Origin of the sequence: Rhodococcus sp. IEGM 1409 (genome assembly GCF_030056735.1) — a bacterium.
Lineage (GTDB): Bacteria > Actinomycetota > Actinomycetes > Mycobacteriales > Mycobacteriaceae > Rhodococcus_F.
The window spans coordinates 934,051-958,190 of the sequence record NZ_JASHKN010000001.1 but is presented as its reverse complement, the minus strand read 5'-3'; the positions used below and the strand labels follow the sequence as shown (position 1 = coordinate 958,190).

The window sequence follows — 24,140 nt, the reverse complement described above, 5'->3', positions numbered from 1 at the left end:
GTATCCAATCCAGGCAGGGAACAACATGTCAGAGAATGAGACCATGGCGAGAGCCGAATTCACCGAGGGCAGCAGCGTGGCAACCGAACGACAGTCGACGACGAAGGTAATTCGCGCGGCCATCGTCGGTACCGTCGTCGAGTACTACGACTTCGGTATCTACGGGTACATGGCCACGACCATCGCCGCGCTGTTCTTCGTCTCCCACGACCCGAACGCAGCACTGCTCGGTACCTTCGCGGCGTTCGCGGTGGCCTTCTTCCTACGTGTGCCCGGCGGAATCTTCTTCGGCCACATCGGCGACAAGTACGGCCGCAAGAACGCCTTGTCCTGGACCATCCTCCTGATGGTTCTGGCGACAGCAGGAATGGGCTTGCTGCCGACTTACACGACGTTGGGTGTGTGGGCGACGTCCATCCTCGTTCTGGCTCGTTGCCTGCAGGGCTTCGCGGCCGGCGGCGAACTCGGCGGGGCCAACGCGTTTGTCTCCGAGTCCGCTCCCAAGCGGTGGCGTGCGACGCAGACGTCGATGGTCAACACCGGCACCTACCTGGGTTCGCTGGCAGCTTCGCTCATGGCCCTCGGCCTGACCTCGGTGTTCTCACAAGAGCAGATCCTCGAATGGGCTTGGCGTATCCCGTTCCTGCTCAGCCTGCTGATCGGTGGCATCGGTATCTGGATCCGTAGCCAGATGGAAGACACTCCTCAGTTCGAAGAACTGCAGGACAAGGGTGAGACCAAGAAGCTTCCCATCCGAGAACTGCTCAGCACCTCCGGTGGCAGCGTCGTCAAGATCATCATGCTGGGCGCACTCATCACCGGTGGCTACTACATCGCCTCGGTGTATGCCGCGACTTACCTGCAGACCACGGGTGGTCATTCGTCGCGGGTTGCATTCCTTTCCACTTCCCTTGCACTGGTTCTCGGCGTCATCACCTTGCCGATCTCGGGATACATGGCAGACAAGTACGGGCGTCGGCCGGTGCTGTTCGCCGGTAGTGCCGCTGCCGTGGTTCTCGGAATCCCGATGTTCATGATGATGGCCGGTTCTGGCATCTGGCAGGCGGTTGTCGGTCAGTCGGTGCTCTTCATCTGTGTCTCGATCGTCAACGGTGCTTCGTACGTGACCTATGTCGAAATGCTGAAAGCATCTGTGCGGTACAGCGGTCTGGCCCTGGGTAACAACGTCACCAACATGTTCCTCGGCGGCACTGCTCCTTTCATCGCCACCTATCTGATCAGCTTGACCGGTAATTCCCTCGCCCCGGCCGGATACTTCGTCTTCTGTGCCGTGATCACCCTCGTCACGGTCTTCTTCATCAAGGAGACCAAGGGTGTTGAACTGCAGGTTGATTGATCATCCGGGTAGAACAGGAGCCTGACCGTGTCCCTAGCTGACAAGCAAGCAATCACCGAAGTTCTGTATCGCTATGCTCGGGCCGTCGATCGGAAGGACTTCGACAGCGTTGCCCTCTGCTACTTCGACGATGCGATAGACAACCACGGTGGTTACATCGGAACCGTCGACGGGCTCATCGAAGACATGAAGCTCAGACACAAGACGATCGACTCGTCGATTCACTGCATTTCCAACATACTGATCGACGTCAACGGCGATGTCGCTCAGTGTGAGTCGTACTGCTTGTGCTTCCTGCGTCAGGAGCGATCAGGTACGGATGCCGTGCAGACGCTTGCGACGATCAAGTGTCGGTACGTCGACAGGTTCGAAAGGCGCCATGGTGAATGGCGAATCGCGGATCGGATCGTCGTGTTCGACGAATCCTGTGAAGACGTGATCGAGAACGTCTTACCCACGGACTGGGTGACGCAACGTCGATCGTTCGACGACCCGGTGTACACCAGGATTCCCTGACCTGCCGTGCAGACGAAGGCCTTCACACACGATGTGTGTGAAGGCCTTTCGCCTATTCAGCGTTCGATCAGTCCACTACGTCCGGTGCAGCGACCTCGGTCAAACAGCCGTCCGAGAGTCGAAGCCAACGCTAGACCTGCACCTCGGCCAGGAATCTCTCGTCATGACTGACCACCATGAACGCCCCTGATATGCATTCAGGGCGCCTTCGAGTTGAGCGACACTCACCAAGTCGAGGTTGTTGGTCGGCTCGTCGAGAAGCAGCAGCTGTGGGGCTGGATCGGCGAAGAGAACGCAGGCCAACGTAGCTCGCAATCGTTCACCACCCGAGAGTGCAGCTACGGGTAGATGAGCGTCCCCGCCACATCCCCGTTGACGATTCTCGGCAACGTCGACTTTCCGACGCCGTTCGGCCCGGTCAAGACGATACGTTCCGGCCCTCGAATGGCCAGGTCAGCTCCGGGGTCGGCGAAGAGCGCACGATCGCCGAACGCGAATTGCATTCGCTCACCGAGGAATACCGTCCGCCCGGCGGGCGCGTCGACCCGGGCGAGGTGTGTCTCGTTGGCCTTGCCTGCCGACTCCTCGGCATTGCGTCTCATGGTCCCCGCAAAAATCTTGGGCAAGCCCGCGTTCCCCAGATTGCGGGCAGCGTTACTTGCGCGTCGTGAAGCGCGTTCTCGGGCCTGCTGCAGTTCGCGCTTCTTGCGTTGGACCTCCTGCTCGGCGTCGCGGATGTTCTTCTCCGCCACTTCGCGAGCCGAACATGCGGCAGCTTCGTATTCGGTGAAATTGCCACCGTTTCGAGCAAACGATATAGGTATCGGGCATGGGTGCAGATCAACGGGTTTCCGCGTCTGATGCGTTGGCAGGCTACACAAGTGCTGCCGCTCGTCTCATCGGGGAGTCATCGGACAAAGGTCGGATAGCGGTGGGACTTTTGGCGGATTTTGTTGTGCTCGAAAGAGATCCGTTGCGCAGCGCTTCGGCGGACTTGAATGAACTGTCGGTCATACGCACGGTTGTCGGCGGTGAGACTGTCTTCGAGGCTTAAGGCCTCCGCCTAAGTTGTTGCTCGATTGTCGCTGCTTTCCAAGCGGGGGCAATCGAGCGATTCCCAAAACAAACCAAAAATGTGTAGAACTTGTTCCAGTTCGGTTTCGGACTATCAGGACCATACGGGCGAAGGTTACTTCAGCAAACGGGTTGCAACAAAGCGCTACGTTTTCCCAACGATCCAGGTGAGAGGCGATTCTGTAGTCAAGTCCAGGTTTCAACAATCTTCTGGACATTCGACCAGCTTTTCACCAAAAATTCCTAATACGTGTGGTAAAAATCTAAACGACGCAAGCGGACGGCGACAGCACGAGAGAGGGATGACCCGTTCACGACAACGGCTCGCAATCTTTCCGCAACACACTCTCGCTCTGCACTTACCGCACGACCCCTCACCGACCACGGATGAACGAAACCCTCTGCCCGCGCTAAGGGCGCACATGACTGGATCCGACCAGCTTTCTCACCCTGCAAGCTCCCCGCCCTCGGGGACCAGACGAAAAGAGTGTTCTCCATGAACAAGGCAACCAAGGGCGCAGTCGCGGCCGGTGCAGCAGCACTACTCCTCGCCGGTGGCGCGGGAACCATGGCGGCGTGGAATGCAAACGCGCCTCTGAACGGCGGCACTATTTCTTCGGGCAAACTGACGCTGACGACCCAAGGAACCCCGTCTTGGACGGTTTCGAACGCAGCTGTCAACGGTGGCACCGCGGCCCCCGTCACCATCAACACATTCAAGGTTTCCCCTGGCGACGTTCTCACGTACTCGGGCTCCGTCAAGATCGGTGCTGTGGGCAACAATCTGAGCGCGACGCTCAAGGCGGATGCTTCGACGATCACCGGAACCGGCACCCTGAAGGCCGAGATGGCTCCGGTTACGACGGCGACTTTCGGAGCGACTCCGTTGCCGACGAACGGAACAGGCGTTGTGATCACTTCCGCGAACAACGACAACGTCGTCAGCGTGAACGTTGTCTTCGACTTCACGAAGGCTCCAGCAACCAACAGTTCGCAGGACAGCCAGGTTGATCTGACGAACTTCAACGTCACTCTCGATCAGGCATAAGTCTTGCGTAAGCACTACCGTTGGTGGGCAACCGCCGCCGCGCTGGTCATCGGACTGATCTTCGTATCGGTGCAGCAGACCAGCGCGCGGTGGACGGCCGCTGAAACACTGTCCGGTGGCACGATCCAGTCCGGGATCCTCGACCTGACGGTGGGCAGTGCCGGAGGCGGCCAGAACAGTTTCGACTTCACTGCTCTGGGCGCCACCGGTATGTTCCCCAACGCATATGCACAGGCTCCGTTGACAGTTCACAACTCCGGTAGCGTTCCACTCAATTACCGGATCCAGAACGTCACGCAGTCTTCCGCTGATGTTCCGCTCTCACTCGCGGTGACGCCGGTGACTTCAGAGGCCGGCTGCCCTGCCCAGGGCGCAGCTGCCGGCACCGCGATCTACGACGGCCCCATGGTCGGTGCTCAGACACCGACAGCGCCGGGATGGCGCACGGTAGCTGCCGGCAGTACCGAAATCTTGTGCCTGCGTGGCACTGTCGGTCCTGACGTCGCGTCGGGTGTCTCCACGAACGTGCATTTCTCGTTCGAAGCGGAGTCGGTATGACGCAGGCAGTGAAGGGTTCCGATCAGAGAACCGGTGCCTGGTGGTGGATCCGCAATATCGTCTCGTGGGTTCTGCTGCTGGGTGTTCTGGCGATTCTGTTGTCGACGGTCGTTGTTCCACGTTTGACGGAGTCGACGCCCTTCACTGTGTTGACCGGTTCGATGCAACCCACCTATCCACCCGGCACCCTCATCGTGGTGAAACCGCAGGACGCTGCCCAATTGCGGGCAGGCGATGCGATCACCTACCAGATCGAGTCCGGGAAGCCCGATGTGGTTACGCACCGCATCATCATGGCGCGACTCAACTCCGCCGGTGATCTCACCTTCGTCACACAAGGCGATGCAAATCCGATAGCGGATCAGAACCCCGTTGTACCGGAGCAGATTCGCGGCAAGGTGTGGTACAGCGTGCCGTACATCGGATACGTGTACAACGCCATCACAGGGCAGATGCGCTCGGTGATGCTGACGGTTGTCGTCGGCGCACTGTCGATCTATGCCGTGTTCATGTTCGTCGGATCGGTCCGTGACCGTACCCGGCGACGTTCAGCGTCTGCAGACCCCCAACCTTCCGAACCGAGTGCGCCGGCGCCTCGAGTTGAGCAGCAAGAAAGGCACAGCCATGTCTGAGCACGAGGAGCAGCAGGCGCCCGCCTCGCTGGGTACACGTCTGGTCCGGGGCGCAACCAGTGGTCGCGCACGCGCGATCATGTCCGTGGGAATCGTCCTGGGCCTCGGCGCCGTAGGCACGATGGCTGCCTGGAGTGACAACGCCAGTGCCACTTCGGGTGTCTTCAGTACAGGAACGATGGATTTGCAGATCAACGGCGACCAGGGAAGCCCGTCATACGGATTCACCACGCTGACGAAGACAGGCATGGTTCCAGGCAACAGCATCAGCGCCATGCTCCCCGTGCAGAACAAGGGCACTTCTGCGTTCAACTACACGATGTCCGCGACTGCCAGCACCTCCACGCTTGCGCCGCTGATGAAGGTCGCCGTTTACAGCGAGGGCTTGGCGACCAATACCAACAACGTCGGAACGTGCTCGGGCACCTTGATCGAGGTCGTGAAGCCGCTTACGTCCGGCGGAACCGTCAACGTAATCGCGACACCTCGTCCGTTGGCTGCGTCGACCGGCGTCGAGAATTTGTGCTTCCTGGTCACCTTGGATCCTGCAGCCACAGTTGACGTTCAGAATCAGACAGTGAGTGCCACATTCAACTTCAATGCAGCTACGGTCTGAGGCAGCGATGAGTAGTCATGAGGCTGTCTCAGGTGCTTCCCGCGGCCGGACCGGTCGTGAAATTGCGCTGACCGTCGGTGCACTCGCTGGTTTGATCTGTATCTTGTTCGCTGCTGGATCGATGTTGTTCGGAATCAAGCCGTTGGTTTTCCGATCTGGTTCGATGTCTCCGGAGATCACAACGGGGGCACTGGCATTGTCAAGAACTGTTCCCGCAGTTGACGTGTCGGTCGGTGACATCGTGAGTGTTGTCAATGACCAGGGCGTGAGGGTCTCGCACCGGGTGTACGGAATCAACTCGGTGGCGGGAAACTCCGCAGTCTTGACGCTTAAAGGCGATGCCAACCGCGAACCTGACATCATGCCGTACACCGTCACAGAGGTTGATCGAATCTTCTTCAGTGTCGGCGGATTTGGCTATGCCGTGTCATGGCTGTCCGGGCCGTTCGCTGTCTTCTTGGGCGGGGCGTTTGTAGGCGGACTCCTGGTGATCGCGTTCAAGTCGCCCACCAAGAGGGACGACGACAAAGACGACGGACGCAGCACGCCTGCATTGAATGTTCTCGGCTCCGGTCTGGAACTGGATGAAACGCAGACTCGGGCGCTGACGGCCGTGCCCTTCAAATCGCTGATGGTTGTAGGAGCGGTTGCCCTAACCGCATTCGGCGCGACACAGGCAGTAGGCACCAGCGCTGCGTTTACAGATACGGCGAAGGCGACTGGTTCGTTGGGGGCTGGATACTTCCCCGCGCCGCGGGTAGGGAACGTCACTTGTGCGAACAGCGGACATCTTGGCGGGTTTCACTACGCTGCGAGAATCAGCTGGGCACATGTAGCAGCCCCACTCAGCTATCGAGTGCTTGTTCGTCGTGACAATGGATCGGTTCAAACGACGATCAATGTCAGTGCAGGTGCGACACCGGTTGGTGGCACATTGACCACCCAGATCGGCGACGCGCAGGTTGGCGATCACACGGGTTGGACGTACACCGCCGAGGTCTACACGGTGAACAATGGCGTCCCGTCGCTGCAATGGCGCGGTTACGTCCTCAAACAACCAACTATTTGGAACGTGGAGTGCAATAGCCCTGCCAATGCGGCTGCGTTGCAGGGAGATGCTGCGCGACTTGTGGCACCGACAACTACGACGGCTGGCGAGACCACCACGACGAGTGCACCGACACCTACAGGCACGTCGACGACGGCTCCCACTACGACTGACGTGACGACCACGACCGGTCCCACCACAACAACGGAGACCTCGACCAGTACTACAACTCAGTCGACAACTCCGACAACGACAACCGATGCAACCACGACGACCAGCACGACCACGAAGGAAGCGCCGGTTGCCTTGGGCGCGGCGGAAACGTCGCTGACCGGCTACAACGCAACATTGATGCACGACGGTGCCAGCGTCGCGGTGGTGGTCACCGACAGTTCGGGTGCAGAAGTGTCGAGCACACCGGTGAGCGTCACGGCGACCGTGATGTGGCAGTCCGATGCAGACGAGCTGTGGATCGTGGACGGCGCCAACGTCTATCGCGTCAACGCCGCAACGGGAGTCTCGGAGAAGAACCCCTCCGGTGAAGCTCCCGCCGAGATCGCTGCCTGGATCGACGGACAGAAGTGATGAATACAGAACCGCCGGAATTCGGGAACGGGAGAGTTCGGATGAATGATCGCATCGTTCCCGCAAGTCGATGGAATACGCGACGTACCAAAATGATCGGCGCATCGCTGGTCGTGCTCGGCGGAGCGGCATTCCTGACTGGCTGTGCTGATACTGGCTCGTTGGGTTCGTCCGGCGGCGGCAAGCCCACCACGACCACGTCCGTTCCGGCTACAACTACCCCGGTGGTGACTACTCCGGTCGAATCCGGTTCGTTGGCGCTGAAAACCGTCACCGCACCTACATGGACGGATCAGAACGGTCCGATCGACTTGTCGACCATGGTTGTCGTGCCGGGCGATGTTCTGACCTATCACGCCAGTTTCGCGTTGGAGATCAAGGGAACTGGAATGAAGGCAAAGCTGTCGACGAGTGATCTGGGTGTCTCCGGCGGAGCTGCGCTGGTTGCCCAGTTGAAGCCGGTCACCGAAGTCAAGCTCGATGGGGTGCCAGTGCCTGTCGGTGCCGACGGAACTGTGGTCAGTACGGCGAAGGACGGCAAGATCGTCGACGTGGCAATACGTTTCACCTTCGACAAGGATTCAGCGACAGCGTTGTCGATGGATCAGTCGTTGAACTTGGCGCGATTCGACGTGAATCTGGTGCAGATTCCTGCATGATGTCGGTGCGGGCGACACGAGCGCAGTAGCTGTTCAGAAGTGAGGCCGGGTAGCAGATCTGCTACCCGGCCTCACTTTGTGAGTTGTTGTAGGGCCGGGGGAATTGTGGGGAGTTATTCGCATATTATGCAGTGCTTTTCGCAAACTTCATCGTCCAAATGACTGAATGCTGGGAATGAACTGTCGTCAAAGTCGATGTGGCCCGCAAATCGGGGTTATGGATTGCCGATCGAGCGCTCGCGTAGTGGGTTTCGATGTGAGAAATTCTCACGCACATTGAGCCTTCCGTGCTTCTCCCAGGTCAGAGGCTCGCCGCCTTCCGCAGCGTAGAGATTTCTGATTGAATCTGTCTCAAAGTGGGACGAGGTGACGGAGAGTGACCGGTGCGAACGAGCGCATCTTCGCGGCTGCAGCAGAGCTGATTCGAGAACAGTGATTCGACGCCGCCATGAGCCACGGCCTTGCGGCGGCGCGGGCCAACGGAATCGACGAGTATCTCGTGTCCTCGCCGTTGCTGCCGCTTACTGCACTGGAACTTGCAGGATTGGATCCCGAAGGTCAGGAGTCGCAGTGGGTGGTTCGGATCGTGTTGATGCTGTTGGCGTGGCCTCTGGCCGACAGGGCCGCCGAACGACGGATGGTCGAGTCGTTCGTCAGCTCCTGAGAAGGATTCCATGTTCGTGAACAGTGCAAGGGGTCGGTCGCTGTTGCAGGAGGTTCGGTTCATGCCTTCGTTCCTCGGCTCGGTACCCTGAAGCCTGTCAGCTGCCGCGAAGGAGAAAGTCACGATGGTCGTACGCAGGCCCCGCGACCGTAAGCAGCAGATTCTTGCGGCTGCAGGTGAGCTTTTCCGTGAGCACGGGTATCACAACGTGTCCGTCGCTCAGGTGGCTGCGGCAGTGGGGATCACGGCGCCTGCGCTCTATCGGCACTTCAAGAACAAGCCGGACCTCCTCCATGCTGCGGTCAACGCAGGCATCGAATCGCTCTACGATCGGGTCGCAGGGTCCGAAGATCTGAAAACGCTGATCACCGAGCTTGCGGCATCGGTGTCCAGGCGTCGGGGTCTGTCACTTCTGTGGCAGCGAGAGGCACGTTACCTGCCTGACGAGCAGCGTGAGGAAATGCGTTCGACCCTCAAGAGTGCAGCTTCGCGCGATGCTGCACTTATTCGAACTGAACGTCCCGACCTCGACGAGGAAGACAGCTATCTGCTCGCCTGGGCTGTCATCGCGGTCTTCAACAGTGTGTCCTCACATCGGGTGTCCGTTCCGAGACGTCAGATGGAACTGCTGCTGGCAGAGTTGGCGGAGCGTGCGGTGCGTACGGAACTCGGCCACTCCGAGGTGAAGGTGGAGGCGCCGACCGGTCACGTTCCGGTGGCGATGCCGAGGCGTGAACTTTTGTTGACCGAAGCCATTCGTTTGTTCGACGAGCGTGGGTATCAGGCCGTCAACACCGAGGATATAGGTGAGGCTGCCGGAACTACGGGCCCTAATGTGTACAACCACTTCGATGCCAAGATCGACCTTCTGATCGCGGCGGTCTCGAGGGGCGGCGAGCGGCGACGGATCGGGATTGCGCAGGCGCTCGCTGCGGCAACCGGGCCGGAGGACGCGCTGTCCGGATTGCTTGCGGCACATATCGATTTCGCGATCAACGAGCGTCATCTGATCGGGCTGTTGATCAGTGAACTCGACCAATTGCCGGACAAGTTCCGCCGCACGTGTGAACAGAATCAGCGTGAGTATGTCGCGTTGTGGGTCAAGATGCTCGACGACGTTCGTCCGGGGCTCGAACCCGCGACTGCCAGAATCACCGTCAATGCCGCTCTGACGGTTGTGGAGAACGCCGTGCGTATCGGTCGGCTTCGCCGTCGTGACGACCTGTCGGAGAGACTCTTCGAGATCGGCTGCGCCCTGTTGCTGGGCGCTTGAAAAATTCGTGTATGCGCCACGGGCGGCGGATCGACACATTCAACTGATCGGAGACGTCCATGCGTTTCGACGCAACAGAACTGACGATCGAGGAACTCGAGCTTCAGGCAGAAGTGCGGGAATACCTCGACAAGCGGCTCACCCCCGGTAGCTACCCGCTCGGGCTCGGGATGTCCGGGGCGGTTGATCCGGCGTTCTCACGAGATCTCGGTAGCCGTGGGTGGCTCGGAATGTCATTGCCGAAGGAGTACGGCGGGGGCGGACGGTCGGCGGTGGATCGACTGGTCGTCGTCGAAGAACTTCTCGCGCGGGGAGCTCCGGTCGGTTATCACTGGATAGGAGACAGACAGTCGGGTCCGAGCATCGCGGCCAACGGCACAGAAGAACAGAAGCGGTACTTCCTTCCCGGTATCGCGGGCGGTGAGTTCTCGTTCTCGATCGGGATGAGTGAGTCCGACTCGGGTTCGGACCTGGCATCGGTGCGCACTCGCGCCGAACGTGTCGATGGTGGCTGGAAAGTCAACGGCACCAAGATCTGGACCACCGGCGCCTTTCACGCCACACACATACTCGCCCTGCTTCGAACCTCGGCAGACAAGCACAACGGACTCACTCAGTTGATTGTCGATCGCGACAGCGAGGGCCTGACCGTCTCACCCATTCCGTTCATCGACGGAAGCGAGGACTTCTGCGAGGTGTCGTTCCAGGACGTTTTCGTGCCGGACTCGCGTCGCCTCGGTGACGTCGGAGCGGGCTGGGGACAAAACACCGGTGAACTCGCACTCGAGCGAGGTGGCGTCGACCGTTGGATGTCGCTGATGCCGGTCCTCGAGAATTGGGCAGGCAACCAAGCAGCGCAGGGCGGTCCCGCTGCCCTTGCCGATCTGGGCTCGATTGCCGCGCGCTGCTGGGCTTTTCGTGGGATGTCGCTGTCCATCGCGCGGATGGTCGACGCCGGTCGCTCGCCGGTCACCGAGGCCGCGCTGATCAAGGAGATGGCCACACGCTTCGAACAGGACTGTGTTGCGACCGTGGCACGGCACCTCGGCCGGGCTCCAGACCTTGCCTCCGACGATCCGTACGAGTCGCTGCTTGCCCGGGCCGTGCTGGTGGCGCCGTCGTGGTCGATTCGCGGCGGCACCAACGAAATTCTCCGCACCGTGATCGTGAAAGGGTTGAACCGATGAACTCGGGGCCAGAGGTCAATGCGTACACATTCGACGCCGACCTCGAAGCGATGGTCGAGCAATTCTTCGCCGAGAAGTCCGGCACCGAAGTGGTGGCGCAGGCCGAGATCGACGGTCTGCCCAGCGGATTATGGAGCGCGGCAGTGGAACTGGGGTTGCCGCTGGTCGGTCTTCACGAATCTGTGGGTGGTTCCGGTGGCTCGCTCCTCGACACCGTGACTGTGCAGCGCGCTGCCGCGAGGCACGCTGCGCCGTTGCCGCTAGCCGAGACGTACCTCGCGGGCAGGCTGGCAGCAGCGGCCGGGCTACCGGTGCCCTCCGGAATCGCAACAGTCGCCCCGGGCTCGCCGCGCGACGATGCGCGTCGGACCAACGACGGTTTCCTGTCGGGAATCTTTCACGATGTGCCGTGGGGGAGCGCCGCATCAGTGCTGGCGGCAGTTCTCGGTGATCGAGTTGTACTTCTGGACATCTCCGATGCCGAGATCGGTGGAGGGACGGATCTTGCCGGGCAACCGCGTCAGAGCCTGACGTTCTCCGAAGCGCGGATTGTCTATGGTGACAACCCGGTCGACCCTAGGATGCTCAGTAGGCTCGGCGCGTTCTTGCGCTCGGTGCAGATGGCGGGAGCCATGGAGTCGGTGTCGACGTTGACCCGGCGCTATGTGTCTGAGCGGGTGCAGTTCGGTAAGCCCATCGCGCAGTTTCAAGCAGTCCAGCAGCATATCGTCACTCTCGCTCAGATGGCATCGATGTCCACGTTGGCTGTCGATCGCACTGCGCATGCACTCACCAGAGGCGAGGCCGACTTCGAAGTGAGCGCAACCAAATTGGTGGTTTCGCAGAATGCGCTCCTGAGCGTCCGCGCCGCCCACCAGGCACACGGTGCGATCGGCATGACCCGCGAATACCGATTGCAACAACTCACGCGTCGACTGCACGCCTGGCGATCGGAGTTCGGCGACGAAATCGCGAGTGCGACGCAACTAGGAGAGGCCGTAGCTGCGTCGCCGTCACTGCACCGCTTGATCACTGACCCAGAACCGACATTGCAGCTGTAATCCTGACCGTAGTAGAGGATTACGTTGCGTTGCAACGGAGATCGCGCTTCAGTACCTTGCCTGCTGCCGACAGTGGCAATGCATCGACGAATTGGAAGGTGCGCGGAGATTTGTATCCGGCGATCAGCGTTTTGACGTGGGCGCGCAGTTCTTCGGCGTCGGTGTCGAAACCATGTCGAAGGACGACTACGGCATGGACTCGCTCGCCCCACTGGGTATCGGGGAGGCCGATCACGGAACAGGCCGCGACGGATTCGTGTTGTGCCAGAGCGTTCTCGACCTCGGTGGAATAGACGTTCTCGCCACCGGTGACGATCATGTCCTTGATGCGATCGACGATGAACAGGTAACCGCGGGCGTCGAGGTATCCGGCGTCGCCGGTATGCATCCACCCGTGGTGGAGCACTTCTGCGGTCTCTTTCGGTTTGTTCCAGTATCCGAGCATGACGTGGCTGCCGAACGTGACGATTTCGCCCACCTCGCCGAGTGGTAGTTCCTCGCCGGCCGGGTCGACGATTTTCACCTCGCAGTGCGGTAGTGCGCGACCGGCGCTGCGGAGGAGATCACCACCTTCGAGGTGATCGGCTGGACTCAGCATGCTGATGTGCGCGGTTTCAGTCATCCCGTAGCCCTGAGCGAAGGAGCTGTTGGGGAACATTTGCATGACCTGCCCGAGAAGCGTCGGCGATATGGGCGAGGCGCCATACCTCAGGATCCTGACGCTGGACAGATCGTAGGTGGTTGCGTCTTCGCTGGTTTCGTTTTCGTGGGCGACCAACATCTGGAGCATCGTCGGCACCAGACCCACGGTTGTCGGGCGATGGCGGTCCACGGCCTCGAGGAACGTGCGTGGGCTGAAGTTCGGTACGAAGACCTGGGTGCCACCCATCAGCGACTGAGCCAACCATCCGACTATGCCGGCAATGTGAAACAGAGGGTTCACCGCGAGGTTCGTTCCGTTGCTGACTGCCACGCTGCCTGCCGCGAGAGTACCCAGCGCCGAGGTCATCAGCGCTTGATGGCTGATCATCACGCCCTTCGGCACTCCGGTGGTCCCGCCGGTGTAGAGGAGTAGTGCAAGCGTGTCGCCGCCGACGCGCAGATCGTCGACCGGATTCGCCTCCGCGATCACCCGTTCGTAGTCGAGCATTCCGTCGGGAACTCGGTCGTTGCCGCAGTAGACGACAGTGGTCAGGCCTGGGCACGTCTCGCGAAGGGCAGATCCGACGGAAGCAAAATTCTCGTCCACGAGCAATACCGTCGATCCTGAATCTTCCAGGGCGTACGTGATTTCCGCCGTACTCCAACGAGAATTGACCGGACTGGCAACTGCTCCGAACCACCAGCAGGCCAGCAAGGCCTCGTGGTAACAGTCGGAGTTCGTAGCCAAGATCGCGACCCTGTCGCCGGTGTGAAGGCCCAACGTCTGCAGCCCGCCCGCGAGCCTGGTGATCCGGTCGACCGATTCCCGACACGTGCGCACCCGGCCGTCGAAGATCGTCATCGCCGTCTCGGGCGATGCTCGTAAGGATCGGTGAACGAATTGAGTCAGCTGCATGCGATTCCTCCTGCGAGTGTGCGGCGAGTGCTCTGACTCGGATCGGGTTCCCGAATGATGCTATTGGCCTGACCATCTGCCTCTCCTGCCACCCGGGATTGCGCCACGCTCTCGGCGCATTTTCAGGACGGTTGTCCAGCTTCTTCGGCCATTTAGTCCTGCGACTGGTCGCATCGTGCGAGAGTGTCGAACATGCGTGGAATCCTGGTAGTCGGTGTGAGTGCATTCGGCGCCATCGTCGCGGTCGTCTCGGCGCCCTCTGCCGGCGCCGAGACGACCGCGAACCAAGCTCGTTCGTTCTCCGAGACGACGTCCGTCGGGGTCCACAATTCTTACGAGAAGGCGACATTTCCCTACTTCGCCGATGCGCTCGACTCGGGGGCGTCGTTGCTCGAGCTGGACCTGTGGACCAACGGCGGCGGTCCGGACTGGCTTGTGTCGCACATGAATCCGGTGGCGAGCGAGAGTAACTGCGTCGGAGCGTCGAACGCCTCCGAGTTGCGAAGTGGCCCGCGAGATCAAGGACTACACGGATGTCTGGCAGATATGCGGGCGTGGCACGAAGCCAATCCCGAGCATCCGCCGGTGACGATCAAGTTGGAACTCAAGGACGGTTTCACAGCCGGGTACGGACGTGGCCCCGCCGATCTCGACGCCCTGATTCTCGGGACACTCGGCGACGCGGTTTTCACGCCGGCCGATCTGATGGGTGAGTCCTACTCGACTCCGGATGCCGCCGTCACCGAGCGTGGATGGCCGAGTGCCTCCGAAATGACCGGGAAATTTCTATTCGAGCTCATTCCGGGAACAATCGAGGAGGGAAACCCTCTCGATACGGAGTGGACCGACCGACAGTATGCGACGCACCTGCGAGATCTGTCTTCCGCCGGGCTCGTCGAACTCGGCGCCGCCTTTCCCGCTGTCCACCGTGCCTCGCCGGGAGACCCACGTCTCGACCGCTACACCGACCCGGGGATCCGTCCGTGGTTCGTGATTTTCGACGGTGACGCCCTCGACTACACCTCGGGCGCTGCAGATCCCCAGTGGTATCACGAACGTGGCTACCTGCTCATCATGACCGACGCGCACAAGGTCGCTCCGCAGATCGACGGCACCCATGCCTCGGAAGCCGAGGCGAGCGAGCGACTCGACCTGTTGGCCGGTGAGCACGCAAGTTTCATCACCGCGGACTGGTCGAGGTTGCCGAACGTACTGTCCGCGGTCTTGCCGCGTCGGTGATTTTCGAAGGGCGGGATCGTGAAGAGCGAGATCTGACGGGCGGCAATTCTCAGAAACAGGGTGCAGGATGGGTTCATGCGTACTGTCACCTGGAATCCCGAAGTCTACGGCCGCTATTCGGGTGAGCGGTCACGCCCGTTCGTCGATCTCGTGTCCCGGGTGGCCACCGAAGACCCGACTCGCGTAGCCGACCTCGGCTGCGGATCAGGCACCCTGACCGCGATGCTGGGGGAAAGATGGCCGGACGCGTCGGTATCCGGATTCGACTCGTCTCCCGAAATGGTGGTGCAGGCCCCGACAGACCTGCCGGGAAACGTCACCGTCGAGTTGGGGAACATCATGTCGTTCGACGCCACCGGTTACGACGTAGTCGTCAGTAATGCTGCATTGCAGTGGGTTCCGAGCCATCGCGAGCTGATCGACCAGTGGGCGGACACCCTGGCATCCGGGTCGTGGCTGGCGTGGCAGGTTCCGGGGAACTTCGATGCACCGTCACACTCGCTCATGCGAAACCTCGCGGAGTCCGCGGAGTGGAGCGAGCGACTGGGCGGCGTCCTACGCGGCCCGGAAGGCGTCGACACTCCGGTTGCGTACGCGCAGCGTCTCCAGGAGCACGGATTCGACGTCGACGCCTGGGAAACGACGTACGTACACGTGCTGGCAGGCGCCGACCCGGTGCTCGGATGGGTACGGGGGACGGGATTACGGCCCGTGCTCGACGTTCTCGGCGAGGCTGACGCACCGGAGTTCGAGCGCCAGTATTCCGATCTGCTGCGGGAGGCGTATCCCGCAACAGCCGCCGGAACGCTGTTTCCGTTCCGGCGGGTGTTCTGCGTGGGACGCAAGCGGTAGATACTCGGCTGGGCTGCGGTCAGCCGATCACTCAGCGGTGACGAAGCCTTCCGAGACCAGCCAGTCGCGAGCCGCGTCTGCCGGTTCCTTGCCGTCGACGTCGACCTGCCGGTTGAGCTCGGTCATCACCTCGTTGGTCAGTCGCTCCGAGATCGGTGCCATGACTTCTGCTACCTGCGGATGTGCTTCCGCGAAGTCCTTTTTCATCACCAGGGCCGGATTGTATTTCGGGAAGAACTGGAGATCGTCGTCGAGGAGAACCAGGTCGAGAGCGATGATGCGACCGTCGGTGGTGAACACTTCACCGAACTTGCACTGGTCGCTGTCGGCTGTCGCCTGGTAGATGATGCCCGTCTGCAGAATCTGTCGCTGGGCGCGCGCCGCATCGAAGCCGTACTTGGCTGCCAGACCGGGATAGCCGTCCTGACGGACGTTGAACTCGGTCTCGACGCACGTCACCGCAGCGCCGGGATCGGACTCGACCAACTTCGCGTAGTCGGAAACCGTCTTGACGCCGGTCTTCTCGGCCGTCTCCTTGCTCATCGCCAACGCATACGTATTGTTCATCGGCGCCGGTTCCGTCCACACCATGTCGTTCGCGGCCAGATCAGCGTCTCTGACCGCCTCGAACTGCGCCTGCGAGTCCGGGAGAGGAGTCTCGTTTCCGAGATAGTTGATCCACCCGGTCCCGGTGTATTCGTACGCAAGATCGATCTGCCCGTTCAACTGTGCGTCTCGGGTGCTGTTGGAGCCCTGGATGTTCGTGAGATCGCGAACATCCGCGCCTGCAGCGGACATCGCGAATTCGATGATGTATCCGAGCACGATCTGCTCGGTGAAGTCCTTGGAGCCGACGGTCATCTTCACGCCCTCGAGCTCGGGAACGGGCTCGATGCTGCCGGGGCCGACCGCCAGGGGCAGTGCGCCACCGGATTCCAAGCCACAGGAAGCGACAAGTGTGAGGCCGAGCGTGGCAACGGCGAGTTTCCAGCCCCGCGTTCTGGTGATCGAAGTCTTGGTCATCGTAATCCCTTGGGCCCGAGATAAGTTTCGGCGAGCGCGCCGAGCCAGTCGATCAGTAGGGCCAGCGACACCGCCAGTACGGCACCGACCACGAGGGTGACGTTGTCGCGGAGCTTGTATCCGGTATCGATCAGAATGCCCAGACCGCCGGCACTGACCAGGAAGCACAGCGTCGCCGTGCCGACCGCCAGAACGAGCGAAGTGCGAAGGCCCGCAAGAATGTACGGGACGGCCATCGGGAATTCGAGCTGGCGCAGCACGGTCAGAGAAGACATTCCCTGACCACGCCCCGCGTCGATGAGGGTCTTGTCCACCTGCTGATAACCCAGAATCGTGTTGCGCAGCACGGGAAGCAGCGAATAGAACGCGATCGGAAATACACCGATCCAGAAACCCGTTGTTCTGGTCGCGAGATAGAACAGCACGAGGAGGCCGATGGCCGGCGCCGCGGCTCCGATGTTCGCGATGCCGACGAAGAACGGTGCCAAGCGGGTGAATTTCGGCCTGGTCAACAAGGTTCCGAGCGGAACAGCGATAGCGACGACGATGATGACCACTGCTGCGGTGATCAGCACGTGTTGCCACGTCAGCGTGACGATGTTGTCGAGATTGATGCTGGCCTTCTGCGTCGCGTTGAGTTCGCGAGTGAACGCCCAGATCAGCACGCCCGCAACCAGGATCAGAACGATGACCGGCTGAACGTACAGGCGCATCCGTTCCGCTCGGCGGGTGGCCGCATTCTCGGCGGCACCGAGATCAGGAGCATCGGGTTCCATCTCGGGAGCGGCGACGCGGTCCTCGGTGGGGGCACTCATATTCGACCCTCGACGTTCTCGGCGTCGGACTCCTCGTCGTGATCGTGGGCATGCTCCTCGCGCATCTCGGAGAGATGGCTGACGAGTGTGTCGATCGTGATGAGGCCGACGTACTCGCCGCGCCGTCCGGTGACCACAGTGGACGCATTGCTCTCGGCGAGAAGAGCTTCCAATGCATCCTGCAGGGTGGACTGGATGGACACGGCCTCACCGATCTCGTTGCCGACATCTCGGAGGGTCGACGCATGAGCGAGGTGGCCGGGTGAGACCCAGCGAAGCGGTCGCCCACGCTGATCGAGAATCAAGGCCCACTTCCACTTGCGCGCTGCGAGTGCGGTTCTCAAATCGTCGACCGAATCTGTTTCGCGCGCGGTGAGGCATTGCTTGAGCTTGATCTGGCGCACCCTGGTCAACGTCAACTGCTTGAGTGATGCGTCGGCGCCGACAAAACCCGCGACCATGTCGTTGGCGGGATTGGCGAGAATCGCTTCGGGGGTGTCGTACTGCATGATGCTGGACTGGTTGCCCAGCACGGCAATTCGATCACCGAGTTTGACGGCCTCGTTGAAATCGTGGGTGACGAAGACGATGGTCTTACCCAACTCCGATTGCAGACGCATCAGTTCGTCCTGGAGCAGGCCGCGTGTGATGGGGTCGACGGCACCGAAAGGCTCGTCCATCAACAGAACCGGGGGATCGGCAGCGAGTGCCCGCGCCACGCCCACACGCTGTTGCTGGCCACCGGAAAGTTGGCGCGGGTACCGGTCGCGATAGGTATCCGGATCGAGGCCGACGAGGTCGAGCATCTCGTCGGTCCGTGCCGCGATGCGTTTCTTGTCCCAACCGATGAGGCCGGGCACCGTCGCGACGTTCTTCGCAATGGTGAAGTGCGGGAACAAACCTGCCTGCTGAATCGAGTATCCGATGCCGCGGCGAAGCTTGTCCGGGTCGATGGACAGCGCGTCTTTGCCGTCGATGGTGATCTTGCCCGAGGTGGGTTCGATCAGGCGGTTGATCATGCGCATCGTCGTCGTCTTGCCGCAACCCGAGGGTCCGACGAACACGACGATCTCACCGGCCGGGACAGTCAGTGAAACATTGTCCACCGCTGCAGCTTTCTGGCCCGGGTAACGCTTGGTCACGGATTCGAGAACGATCTCGACTCCGGATACCTTCTGGTCTGCGGATACGTCGGACGGAATGGTTTCGGTCATTGCAGCCCCTTCGAAGTAGTGAGACGGCCGATGACGACGTAGATTCCGTCGAGGATCAGGGCCAGAATGACGATGAGTACGGTGCCGACCAGCGCTTGCGGAACAGCATTGGGGCTACCGACCCGCGAGAGTCCGGAGAAGATCAGGTTTCCCAGACCTGGGCCCTTGGCGTACGCCGCGATAGCGAGGATGCCCATGAGCATCTGCGTACTGACCCGCATACCGGTGAGGATCGACGGCCACGCAATCGGCAGTTCGATTCGACTGAGTACGTGTAGGCGATTCATCCCGACGCCGCGCGCTGCGTCCGTGATCGCCGGATTGACCGCGTCCAGGCCGATGATCGTGTTCCGAATGATCGGGAGCAGGGCATACAAGATCAATGCGGTGATCGTGGGGGCGACGCCGAGACCGAGTATCGGAATGAGCAGTCCGAGAAGAGCGAACGAAGGAACCGTCAAGATCGTGCTGGCCAAAGCTGTTGCCACGGACGAACCGACCGGGCTTCTGTAGACGAGAATTCCGATGATCACGGCGGCAATCGTCGCGATGATCACGGACTGGATAACTGCTGAAACATGTAGGTACGAGTCGGTCATCAATTGTTGTCGTCGTGCAACGACAAAATCCCATAGCGCGCCCATATTTCCGAACCCACTTTCTTCGGACTTCTGCTCGCAAGAACGTCTTCCCTCGACACCGACCGGCGCACAAGGGCTTTCCCCGCGGCCGTCGTCGGCCGAGGGGTTTGTCTCGACTGTCGTCCAAAAGCTCGGATACTGCAACTAATTCCGATTGCAGCGTGTCGGATGTTGTTCTGGACGTGAGATTTTGCGAGACGCGGGTATGTACCCGCTCTGTGAGATGTTGAAACGTGCTGGAGGCAACAAAACGGGAGAGCTCCGAAGAACTCTCCCGCATTGTTTGATCTATGCGAATTGGCCTCAGGCCCAGGTGAGCGCATCCTCATTGGAGAGCCGCGGCAGACGATCGAACCACGGGTTCTCGCCGGGATGGCCGATGTTGACCACCAGGATGGTCTTGAAGCGTCCGTCGGCGAAGAATTCGCTGTCGATGCCGTCGGCGTCGAACCCGGCCATCGGGCCGGCGACCAAGCCCTGGGCCCGTATCGCGAGGATGAGGTAACCGGCCTGCAGTGCGGCGTTGAACTTGCTGCTCGATGTGGCGGCAGCGTCGTCGGACTCGAAGTAGTCCTTCATCTCCGGACGGATGGGGAACAGTGCCGGGATGTGCTCGTAGAACTTGGTGTCAACGGCAAGAACCGCAACTGCAGGAGCAGCCTCGGTCTTGGCCTTGTTTCCGTCTGCCATGTGCTCGACGAGGCGTGCTTTGCCTTCCTCGGTACGAACGAACAGCACTCGCAACGGATTGGTGTTTGCTGCAGTCGGTGCCCACTTCGCGAGCTCCCAGATTGCGGTGAGCTCGTCGTCGGTCACGGGTTCGTTCGAGAAGGAGTTGGCAGTGCGTGCCGCGGTGAAGAGGAGCTCGCGGCCGGCTTGATCGAGTTGCTGGTCGGTGAATTGGGTGGCTGCGTCGAGAGACATCGGGGGCTTCCGTTCGGTGGTAGCTCGACCGAACATTGCCCGGTAAAGCTAGTTGCTAGTAAATTAGTAGTGCCTACGAATACGTTAGCATTATGACTAGGATGGTGGGGTGGCAAGCAAGAGCGAAGCGGAGCACGAGCCCCGCGCATGTGACGGGGCGTTGGCCCGGGCGTTCGGCTTCCTGGGCAAACGGTGGAACGGCGTCATTCTCGGCACGCTGCTGAACGGGCCGGCGGGATTCTCCGAACTCAAGCGAGCGGTTGGCGGAATCAGTGATTCGGTGCTCTCGGAACGCCTGACGGAGCTGGCCGGGGCAGGCCTGGTGACGAGGACCGTCGAGGCAGGTCCGCCCATCGCCGTGGAGTACGAACTGACAGCCTCGGGGCAGGCGTTACTTCCTGCCCTCAGAGAATTGACCACCTGGGCCGCTGAGAATCTGCCACCCGAGAGTTGCTCGAACTGATCTATCGCGTGTGGACGGTCTTGTGAGATTCGTACCAGGTGTCACCCGCCGGCTCTCCCGACAAGTTCCAATTCCACGAGACTGTCGGCGTAATGCGTGAGTAGATGCCGGCGCTGACCATGCTCACTCGCTCGATTGGTCGTTCAGCGATTCCGTAGATCCTGATCCCGCGTGCGACGAACGGCGCGATGTCGGGTTGCCCGTCCGGTGAGACGGTGGCCGCGCGTGCCGGTGGCTGCGACAGCATGGATCACGACTCCGGTTGCTTGGCCAAGTGAGTGCGAGCGTGGCACTAGGCGCGATCGGGTCGTGCTGCTGATTACTCAAGATGCGGTCTTCACCCGTATCTCCGGTGGTCTCCTCATCGCGTCGTCTGTCTGCTTTGGAATTGCTCTGCACTACAGCGGCGAGCGGGAGGACAAATTTTCGGCCCGCCCGTCGGCTAGCCGGAAAGTAATCCCTTCCGACTCCCACCGTCCTACAACGTCGCACCCACACAGCCCGTCCGAGTGATCCTCGAAACGAACCCCACGCGAGGAACCTGACTCCGCCCGCAACGCCAGCTCCGGACCGTCAGCTGGGGTCTGCTGCCTACCTGGGTCAAAGATCGAAGGATGGCATCCAAACTCGTCAATGCCCGCAGTGAAACCGTCACGGAGAAGCCCTCATTCAGAAGTTGCGCCGCCAAACGGCGCGCGATCATTCCCGCGAACGGCTACCACGAATGGATGAAAAGCGAAGACGGAAATAGGGTTCCGTACTTTCTTCATGGAGACGGCGACCTGATCGCAATGGCCGGGCTCTACGAGTTGTGGCCCGATCCCGAACTGCGAGAAGATGATCCGAACAAATGGGTATGGACCTGTACAGTCCTCACCCGGCCAGCCGCCGATGCCACGGAACACACCCACGACAGATCCCCGCTGATGGGGGCGCGTCGCCGTGATCGGAATGCCCGGTCTCGGACTTCTCGCCTTCCATGAGCAGGGCGGGGATTTGGCGAAAGTAGCGCTCGTGCCCCAGCCAAAGGACGCTGCGATCGACTGCGCCGCGATTTTGCTGGAGGGTTTCGATGCCGTTGTCCTGGGCCTCGCCGGTGGCGCCGTGACGCCCTCTCGCGGGCGGGCAGTGGCCGCGCGTGCGAGGAGTAAAGGATCGCTACTGATCGTCACAGAGGGTCAGTAGAATGGCCCGGATCCGCGGATCTCATCCCGCGTCGCCGGATACACCGGCCTGACCCAGGGGCGCGGACGCGTGACCGGCGTCCGGCTCGACGTCGCGGCCGCCGGCAAAGAATTCCTACAACGCACCGGACGCATGGAAATACGCGACGACACCGGACAACTCCGCTGGGCCGCCGTCGACGACAGCACTCTCGCCGCGACACCGCCGTTGAGGGCAGCACAGTGATCAATACCGATCACTGGACCGAACGCTGGCCCGATCACCCCGTGATCTGGACATTCGACCCTCCGAGATCTGCACTACAAGCCAGTCGAACGCAACTTTGGCAAGGATCGTACGTATTTGGGTGATCAGGGATCCGGACCGCGTGCGGTCGCAGGTTCTGATGCCTTGGAATGGAGAAGGGTCACCTTGTCGGTTTCCTCGTCAGTCAAGGATGAAATGTCGCGCCGAGTGCTGGCCGCTGGTTCACGGCAGTGAGCTGGGGGTAACACCGCAACTACGTGGCGCCCGACGAAGGGAAACCGCAAGATGTCCATCGCCCGAGAAACACTGGACGCGATGTCGGGCGCCGACAGTCTCGAGATCAGGTCCGGCGTGGTGGACTTTACTACGGCGCCCCTTCGAAAGAGGCCGTTGAGACGGCGTACGACAATCTCGATTCCTCCACGTGAACGTGTCTATGCCCTCCCGGCGTCGATATGTGGGCGCTTTGCCAGAAATGCCTCTACCGGAGTCGAAGAACGCTCGATAGTGACCCGGACAGGGGTCATTTCGCGATCCTTCGCTGCTACGGCGTGCTGCAGTCCTATTGAAAGGGTTGGCGACGCCCCAGCGAGATCGCGCCGACGTGAAACCCGATCAACGAGAGCGATGGTGACCTGATGTCGAGTGATTTCAACCAAGATGCTCGCCGCCTGCGAAACGCGGTCGAGCCTGTGGCAGCTGGCGTGTACTTCGCCCCGGAAGCGCATACGGCGTACGAAGAACTCGGTTTCGCGGGAAGCCCGGTCACCCATGAGGGCGCGGCGCGACCGGAAATGACTTCGTACTTCACCAGCCGAAGCGCGTGTATGGGTCAGGTGAGCGGCGAAGTAGTGGCGGCGGCCTTCGGTTGTTTCAACCCGAAGGCGGTTGTGCCGGCAGTCGAGGCCGGCTGGCAGATCGTGAGCCGCAAGGTGATCCTCGATGCTCGCGAACGGGGCGCGACAACGATGCTCGCGCGAGTTCTCGGCGATCGACCCGAGGGAATCGATCGAGTAACCGGGTTACTCAAGCGTGCCGGTGCGGCAGCTCGATGGGAAGCGCGTCCGATCTACGGCGGACTGCGCTCGCTCGGTTTCCCTGGTAATCCACTCGGCGACATGTGGCGCGCGGCAGACCTGTTACGTGAGCATCGGGGCGATAGCCACGTCATCACGTGGGCGGTCGGCGGCGTAGACGCGGTCGAGATCCTGTTGCTGACCGAGCAGTATTGGGGGCTACCCGCCCGCTCGTACGCGCCCACGCGCGGATGGGTCACCGCCGACATGGATGCCGGGTTCGAGCGCCTCGAGAAGCGGGGGCTGATGACGGGCGAGGAACAGATCACCGATGTGGGCCGGGCATTCCGGGAGGAGATCGAAGTGCGCACCGATGAACTCGAACGGCCGATTCTGGACGCGCTCGGTGACGACTTGGCCGAACTGCTCTCCCATCTCGATGCCTGGTCCGAGGCGATTGTCGCAGCCAACTCCTACCCCAAGCGAATTTCCGGTATCTACAACATCGGCGGCGGGCCACACTTCGGTTCCGGGTTGACCGTCGACACCGCGGCCAGCCTGTACGAGAGCAAAAAATGACCGGTCGCAGGACATCCGTTGGTCGAGCACTCCGCTGGAAAACCCTGTAAGCGTACACATTTCGATCTGATCTACCCATGAGCAGTCCGCGCGTGGCACTGCCGCAC

26 protein-coding genes and 2 pseudogenes are annotated in these 24,140 nt (G+C 61.0%); 20 read left to right on the top strand and 8 right to left on the bottom strand.

What is annotated here, in order from left to right; all coding sequences use genetic code 11:
• The first annotated feature begins 43 nt into the window (after positions 1-43).
• Entirely contained in the window at positions 44-1,357 is a 1,314-nt protein-coding gene (locus tag QM716_RS04760; RefSeq protein WP_283302694.1) for an MFS transporter, read from the top strand.
• Positions 1,358-1,384: 27 nt separating this feature from the next.
• Positions 1,385-1,873 carry a nuclear transport factor 2 family protein gene (locus QM716_RS04755; RefSeq protein ID WP_283302693.1) on the top strand — a complete coding sequence of 163 codons (489 nt, stop codon included), beginning with the start codon at positions 1,385-1,387 and terminating at the stop codon, positions 1,871-1,873.
• Between the two features lie 130 nt (positions 1,874-2,003).
• On the opposite strand, the pseudogene QM716_RS04750 reads toward QM716_RS04755, so the two are convergent.
• Positions 2,004-2,673 (bottom strand): annotated as a pseudogene (locus QM716_RS04750) (ABC transporter ATP-binding protein); the annotation flags it as partial.
• Between the two features lie 29 nt (positions 2,674-2,702).
• Here QM716_RS04750 and QM716_RS04745 point away from each other — a divergent pair.
• The 11 genes from QM716_RS04745 to QM716_RS04695 all read left to right on the top strand — a co-directional run bounded on the left by QM716_RS04745 (position 2,703) and on the right by QM716_RS04695 (position 12,278).
• The gene (locus QM716_RS04745; RefSeq protein ID WP_283302691.1) at positions 2,703-2,927 is read left to right on the top strand and encodes an amidohydrolase family protein; all 225 of its coding nucleotides are present in this window, start codon (positions 2,703-2,705) and stop codon (positions 2,925-2,927) included.
• A 516-nt stretch (positions 2,928-3,443) separates the two neighbouring features.
• Entirely contained in the window at positions 3,444-3,995 is a 552-nt protein-coding gene (locus QM716_RS04740) for an alternate-type signal peptide domain-containing protein (RefSeq protein ID WP_283302689.1), read from the top strand.
• Between the two features lie 3 nt (positions 3,996-3,998).
• Positions 3,999-4,553 carry a hypothetical protein gene (locus QM716_RS04735; RefSeq protein ID WP_283302687.1) on the top strand — a complete coding sequence of 185 codons (555 nt, stop codon included), beginning with the start codon at positions 3,999-4,001 and terminating at the stop codon, positions 4,551-4,553.
• On the top strand, positions 4,550-5,185 hold the full coding sequence (locus QM716_RS04730) for a signal peptidase I (protein ID WP_283302685.1): 636 nt from the start codon (positions 4,550-4,552) through the stop codon (positions 5,183-5,185). The genes QM716_RS04735 and QM716_RS04730 overlap by 4 nt, the downstream gene beginning before the upstream one ends.
• Complete coding sequence (locus QM716_RS04725; RefSeq protein ID WP_283302683.1) at positions 5,178-5,801, top strand: SipW-dependent-type signal peptide-containing protein; 624 nt, start codon at positions 5,178-5,180, stop codon at positions 5,799-5,801. Before QM716_RS04730 ends, QM716_RS04725 begins: the two co-directional genes overlap by 8 nt.
• A 7-nt stretch (positions 5,802-5,808) precedes the next feature.
• Entirely contained in the window at positions 5,809-7,434 is a 1,626-nt protein-coding gene (locus tag QM716_RS04720) for a S24/S26 family peptidase (protein ID WP_283302681.1), read from the top strand.
• Positions 7,435-7,475: 41 nt separating this feature from the next.
• Positions 7,476-8,093, top strand: coding sequence for an alternate-type signal peptide domain-containing protein (locus QM716_RS04715; RefSeq protein WP_283302680.1), 618 nt, complete (start codon positions 7,476-7,478; stop codon positions 8,091-8,093).
• A gap of 448 nt (positions 8,094-8,541) precedes the next feature.
• Positions 8,542-8,757 (top strand): hypothetical protein, encoded by a 216-nt coding sequence (locus QM716_RS04710; protein WP_283302678.1) that lies wholly within the window; start codon positions 8,542-8,544, stop codon positions 8,755-8,757.
• Between the two features lie 124 nt (positions 8,758-8,881).
• A complete protein-coding gene (locus QM716_RS04705; RefSeq protein WP_283302676.1) occupies positions 8,882-10,030 on the top strand; it encodes a TetR/AcrR family transcriptional regulator in 1,149 nt (382 codons plus the stop codon).
• A 59-nt stretch (positions 10,031-10,089) separates the two neighbouring features.
• On the top strand, positions 10,090-11,217 hold the full coding sequence (locus QM716_RS04700; RefSeq protein WP_283302674.1) for an acyl-CoA dehydrogenase family protein: 1,128 nt from the start codon (positions 10,090-10,092) through the stop codon (positions 11,215-11,217).
• On the top strand, positions 11,214-12,278 hold the full coding sequence (locus QM716_RS04695) for an acyl-CoA dehydrogenase family protein (RefSeq protein ID WP_283302673.1): 1,065 nt from the start codon (positions 11,214-11,216) through the stop codon (positions 12,276-12,278). Before QM716_RS04700 ends, QM716_RS04695 begins: the two co-directional genes overlap by 4 nt.
• Positions 12,279-12,297: 19 nt before the next feature.
• Here the strand turns inward: QM716_RS04695 and QM716_RS04690 are convergent, their stop codons facing one another.
• On the bottom strand, positions 12,298-13,836 hold the full coding sequence (locus QM716_RS04690; RefSeq protein ID WP_283302671.1) for an acyl-CoA synthetase: 1,539 nt from the start codon (positions 13,834-13,836) through the stop codon (positions 12,298-12,300).
• 192 nt (positions 13,837-14,028) lie between these two features.
• Between QM716_RS04690 and QM716_RS04685 the strand changes: the two genes are divergently transcribed.
• Entirely contained in the window at positions 14,029-15,075 is a 1,047-nt protein-coding gene (locus QM716_RS04685; protein WP_283302669.1) for a phosphatidylinositol-specific phospholipase C domain-containing protein, read from the top strand.
• 75 nt (positions 15,076-15,150) lie between these two features.
• Entirely contained in the window at positions 15,151-15,927 is a 777-nt protein-coding gene (locus tag QM716_RS04680) for a trans-aconitate 2-methyltransferase (protein WP_283302667.1), read from the top strand.
• A gap of 27 nt (positions 15,928-15,954) precedes the next feature.
• Here the strand turns inward: QM716_RS04680 and QM716_RS04675 are convergent, their stop codons facing one another.
• From QM716_RS04675 to QM716_RS04655, 5 genes are all read right to left on the bottom strand, one after another.
• Positions 15,955-16,950 (bottom strand): glycine betaine ABC transporter substrate-binding protein, encoded by a 996-nt coding sequence (locus tag QM716_RS04675; RefSeq protein ID WP_283302666.1) that lies wholly within the window; start codon positions 16,948-16,950, stop codon positions 15,955-15,957.
• A complete protein-coding gene (locus QM716_RS04670) occupies positions 16,947-17,726 on the bottom strand; it encodes an ABC transporter permease (RefSeq protein ID WP_283303066.1) in 780 nt (259 codons plus the stop codon). The genes QM716_RS04675 and QM716_RS04670 overlap by 4 nt, the downstream gene beginning before the upstream one ends.
• A gap of 35 nt (positions 17,727-17,761) precedes the next feature.
• Positions 17,762-18,979 carry an ABC transporter ATP-binding protein gene (locus QM716_RS04665; RefSeq protein WP_283302664.1) on the bottom strand — a complete coding sequence of 406 codons (1,218 nt, stop codon included), beginning with the start codon at positions 18,977-18,979 and terminating at the stop codon, positions 17,762-17,764.
• The gene (locus QM716_RS04660) at positions 18,976-19,623 is read right to left on the bottom strand and encodes an ABC transporter permease (RefSeq protein ID WP_283302663.1); all 648 of its coding nucleotides are present in this window, start codon (positions 19,621-19,623) and stop codon (positions 18,976-18,978) included. The genes QM716_RS04665 and QM716_RS04660 overlap by 4 nt, the downstream gene beginning before the upstream one ends.
• Positions 19,624-19,923: 300 nt before the next feature.
• Positions 19,924-20,544, bottom strand: coding sequence for a malonic semialdehyde reductase (locus tag QM716_RS04655; protein WP_283302662.1), 621 nt, complete (start codon positions 20,542-20,544; stop codon positions 19,924-19,926).
• Between the two features lie 109 nt (positions 20,545-20,653).
• On the opposite strand from QM716_RS04655, the gene QM716_RS04650 reads away from it, so the two are divergent.
• Positions 20,654-21,007 (top strand): winged helix-turn-helix transcriptional regulator, encoded by a 354-nt coding sequence (locus QM716_RS04650; RefSeq protein WP_283302660.1) that lies wholly within the window; start codon positions 20,654-20,656, stop codon positions 21,005-21,007.
• A 1-nt stretch (position 21,008) separates the two neighbouring features.
• Here QM716_RS04650 and QM716_RS04645 read toward each other — a convergent pair whose 3' ends face one another.
• Positions 21,009-21,254 (bottom strand): PNPOx family protein, encoded by a 246-nt coding sequence (locus QM716_RS04645; RefSeq protein WP_283302658.1) that lies wholly within the window; start codon positions 21,252-21,254, stop codon positions 21,009-21,011.
• A gap of 220 nt (positions 21,255-21,474) precedes the next feature.
• On the opposite strand from QM716_RS04645, the pseudogene QM716_RS04640 reads away from it, so the two are divergent.
• The 4 genes and pseudogenes from QM716_RS04640 to QM716_RS04630 form a co-directional block, all read left to right on the top strand.
• Positions 21,475-21,936, top strand: a pseudogene (locus QM716_RS04640) (SOS response-associated peptidase); the annotation flags it as partial.
• Positions 21,937-21,949: 13 nt separating this feature from the next.
• A complete protein-coding gene (gene imuA', locus QM716_RS29325) occupies positions 21,950-22,192 on the top strand; it encodes a DnaE2-dependent mutagenesis accessory factor ImuA' (protein ID WP_502941946.1) in 243 nt (80 codons plus the stop codon).
• 69 nt (positions 22,193-22,261) lie between these two features.
• On the top strand, positions 22,262-22,417 hold the full coding sequence (locus tag QM716_RS29320) for a hypothetical protein (protein WP_502941945.1): 156 nt from the start codon (positions 22,262-22,264) through the stop codon (positions 22,415-22,417).
• Positions 22,418-23,076: 659 nt separating this feature from the next.
• A complete protein-coding gene (locus QM716_RS04630) occupies positions 23,077-24,033 on the top strand; it encodes an SCO6745 family protein (RefSeq protein WP_283302656.1) in 957 nt (318 codons plus the stop codon).
• The last annotated feature ends 107 nt before the right edge of the window (positions 24,034-24,140 follow it).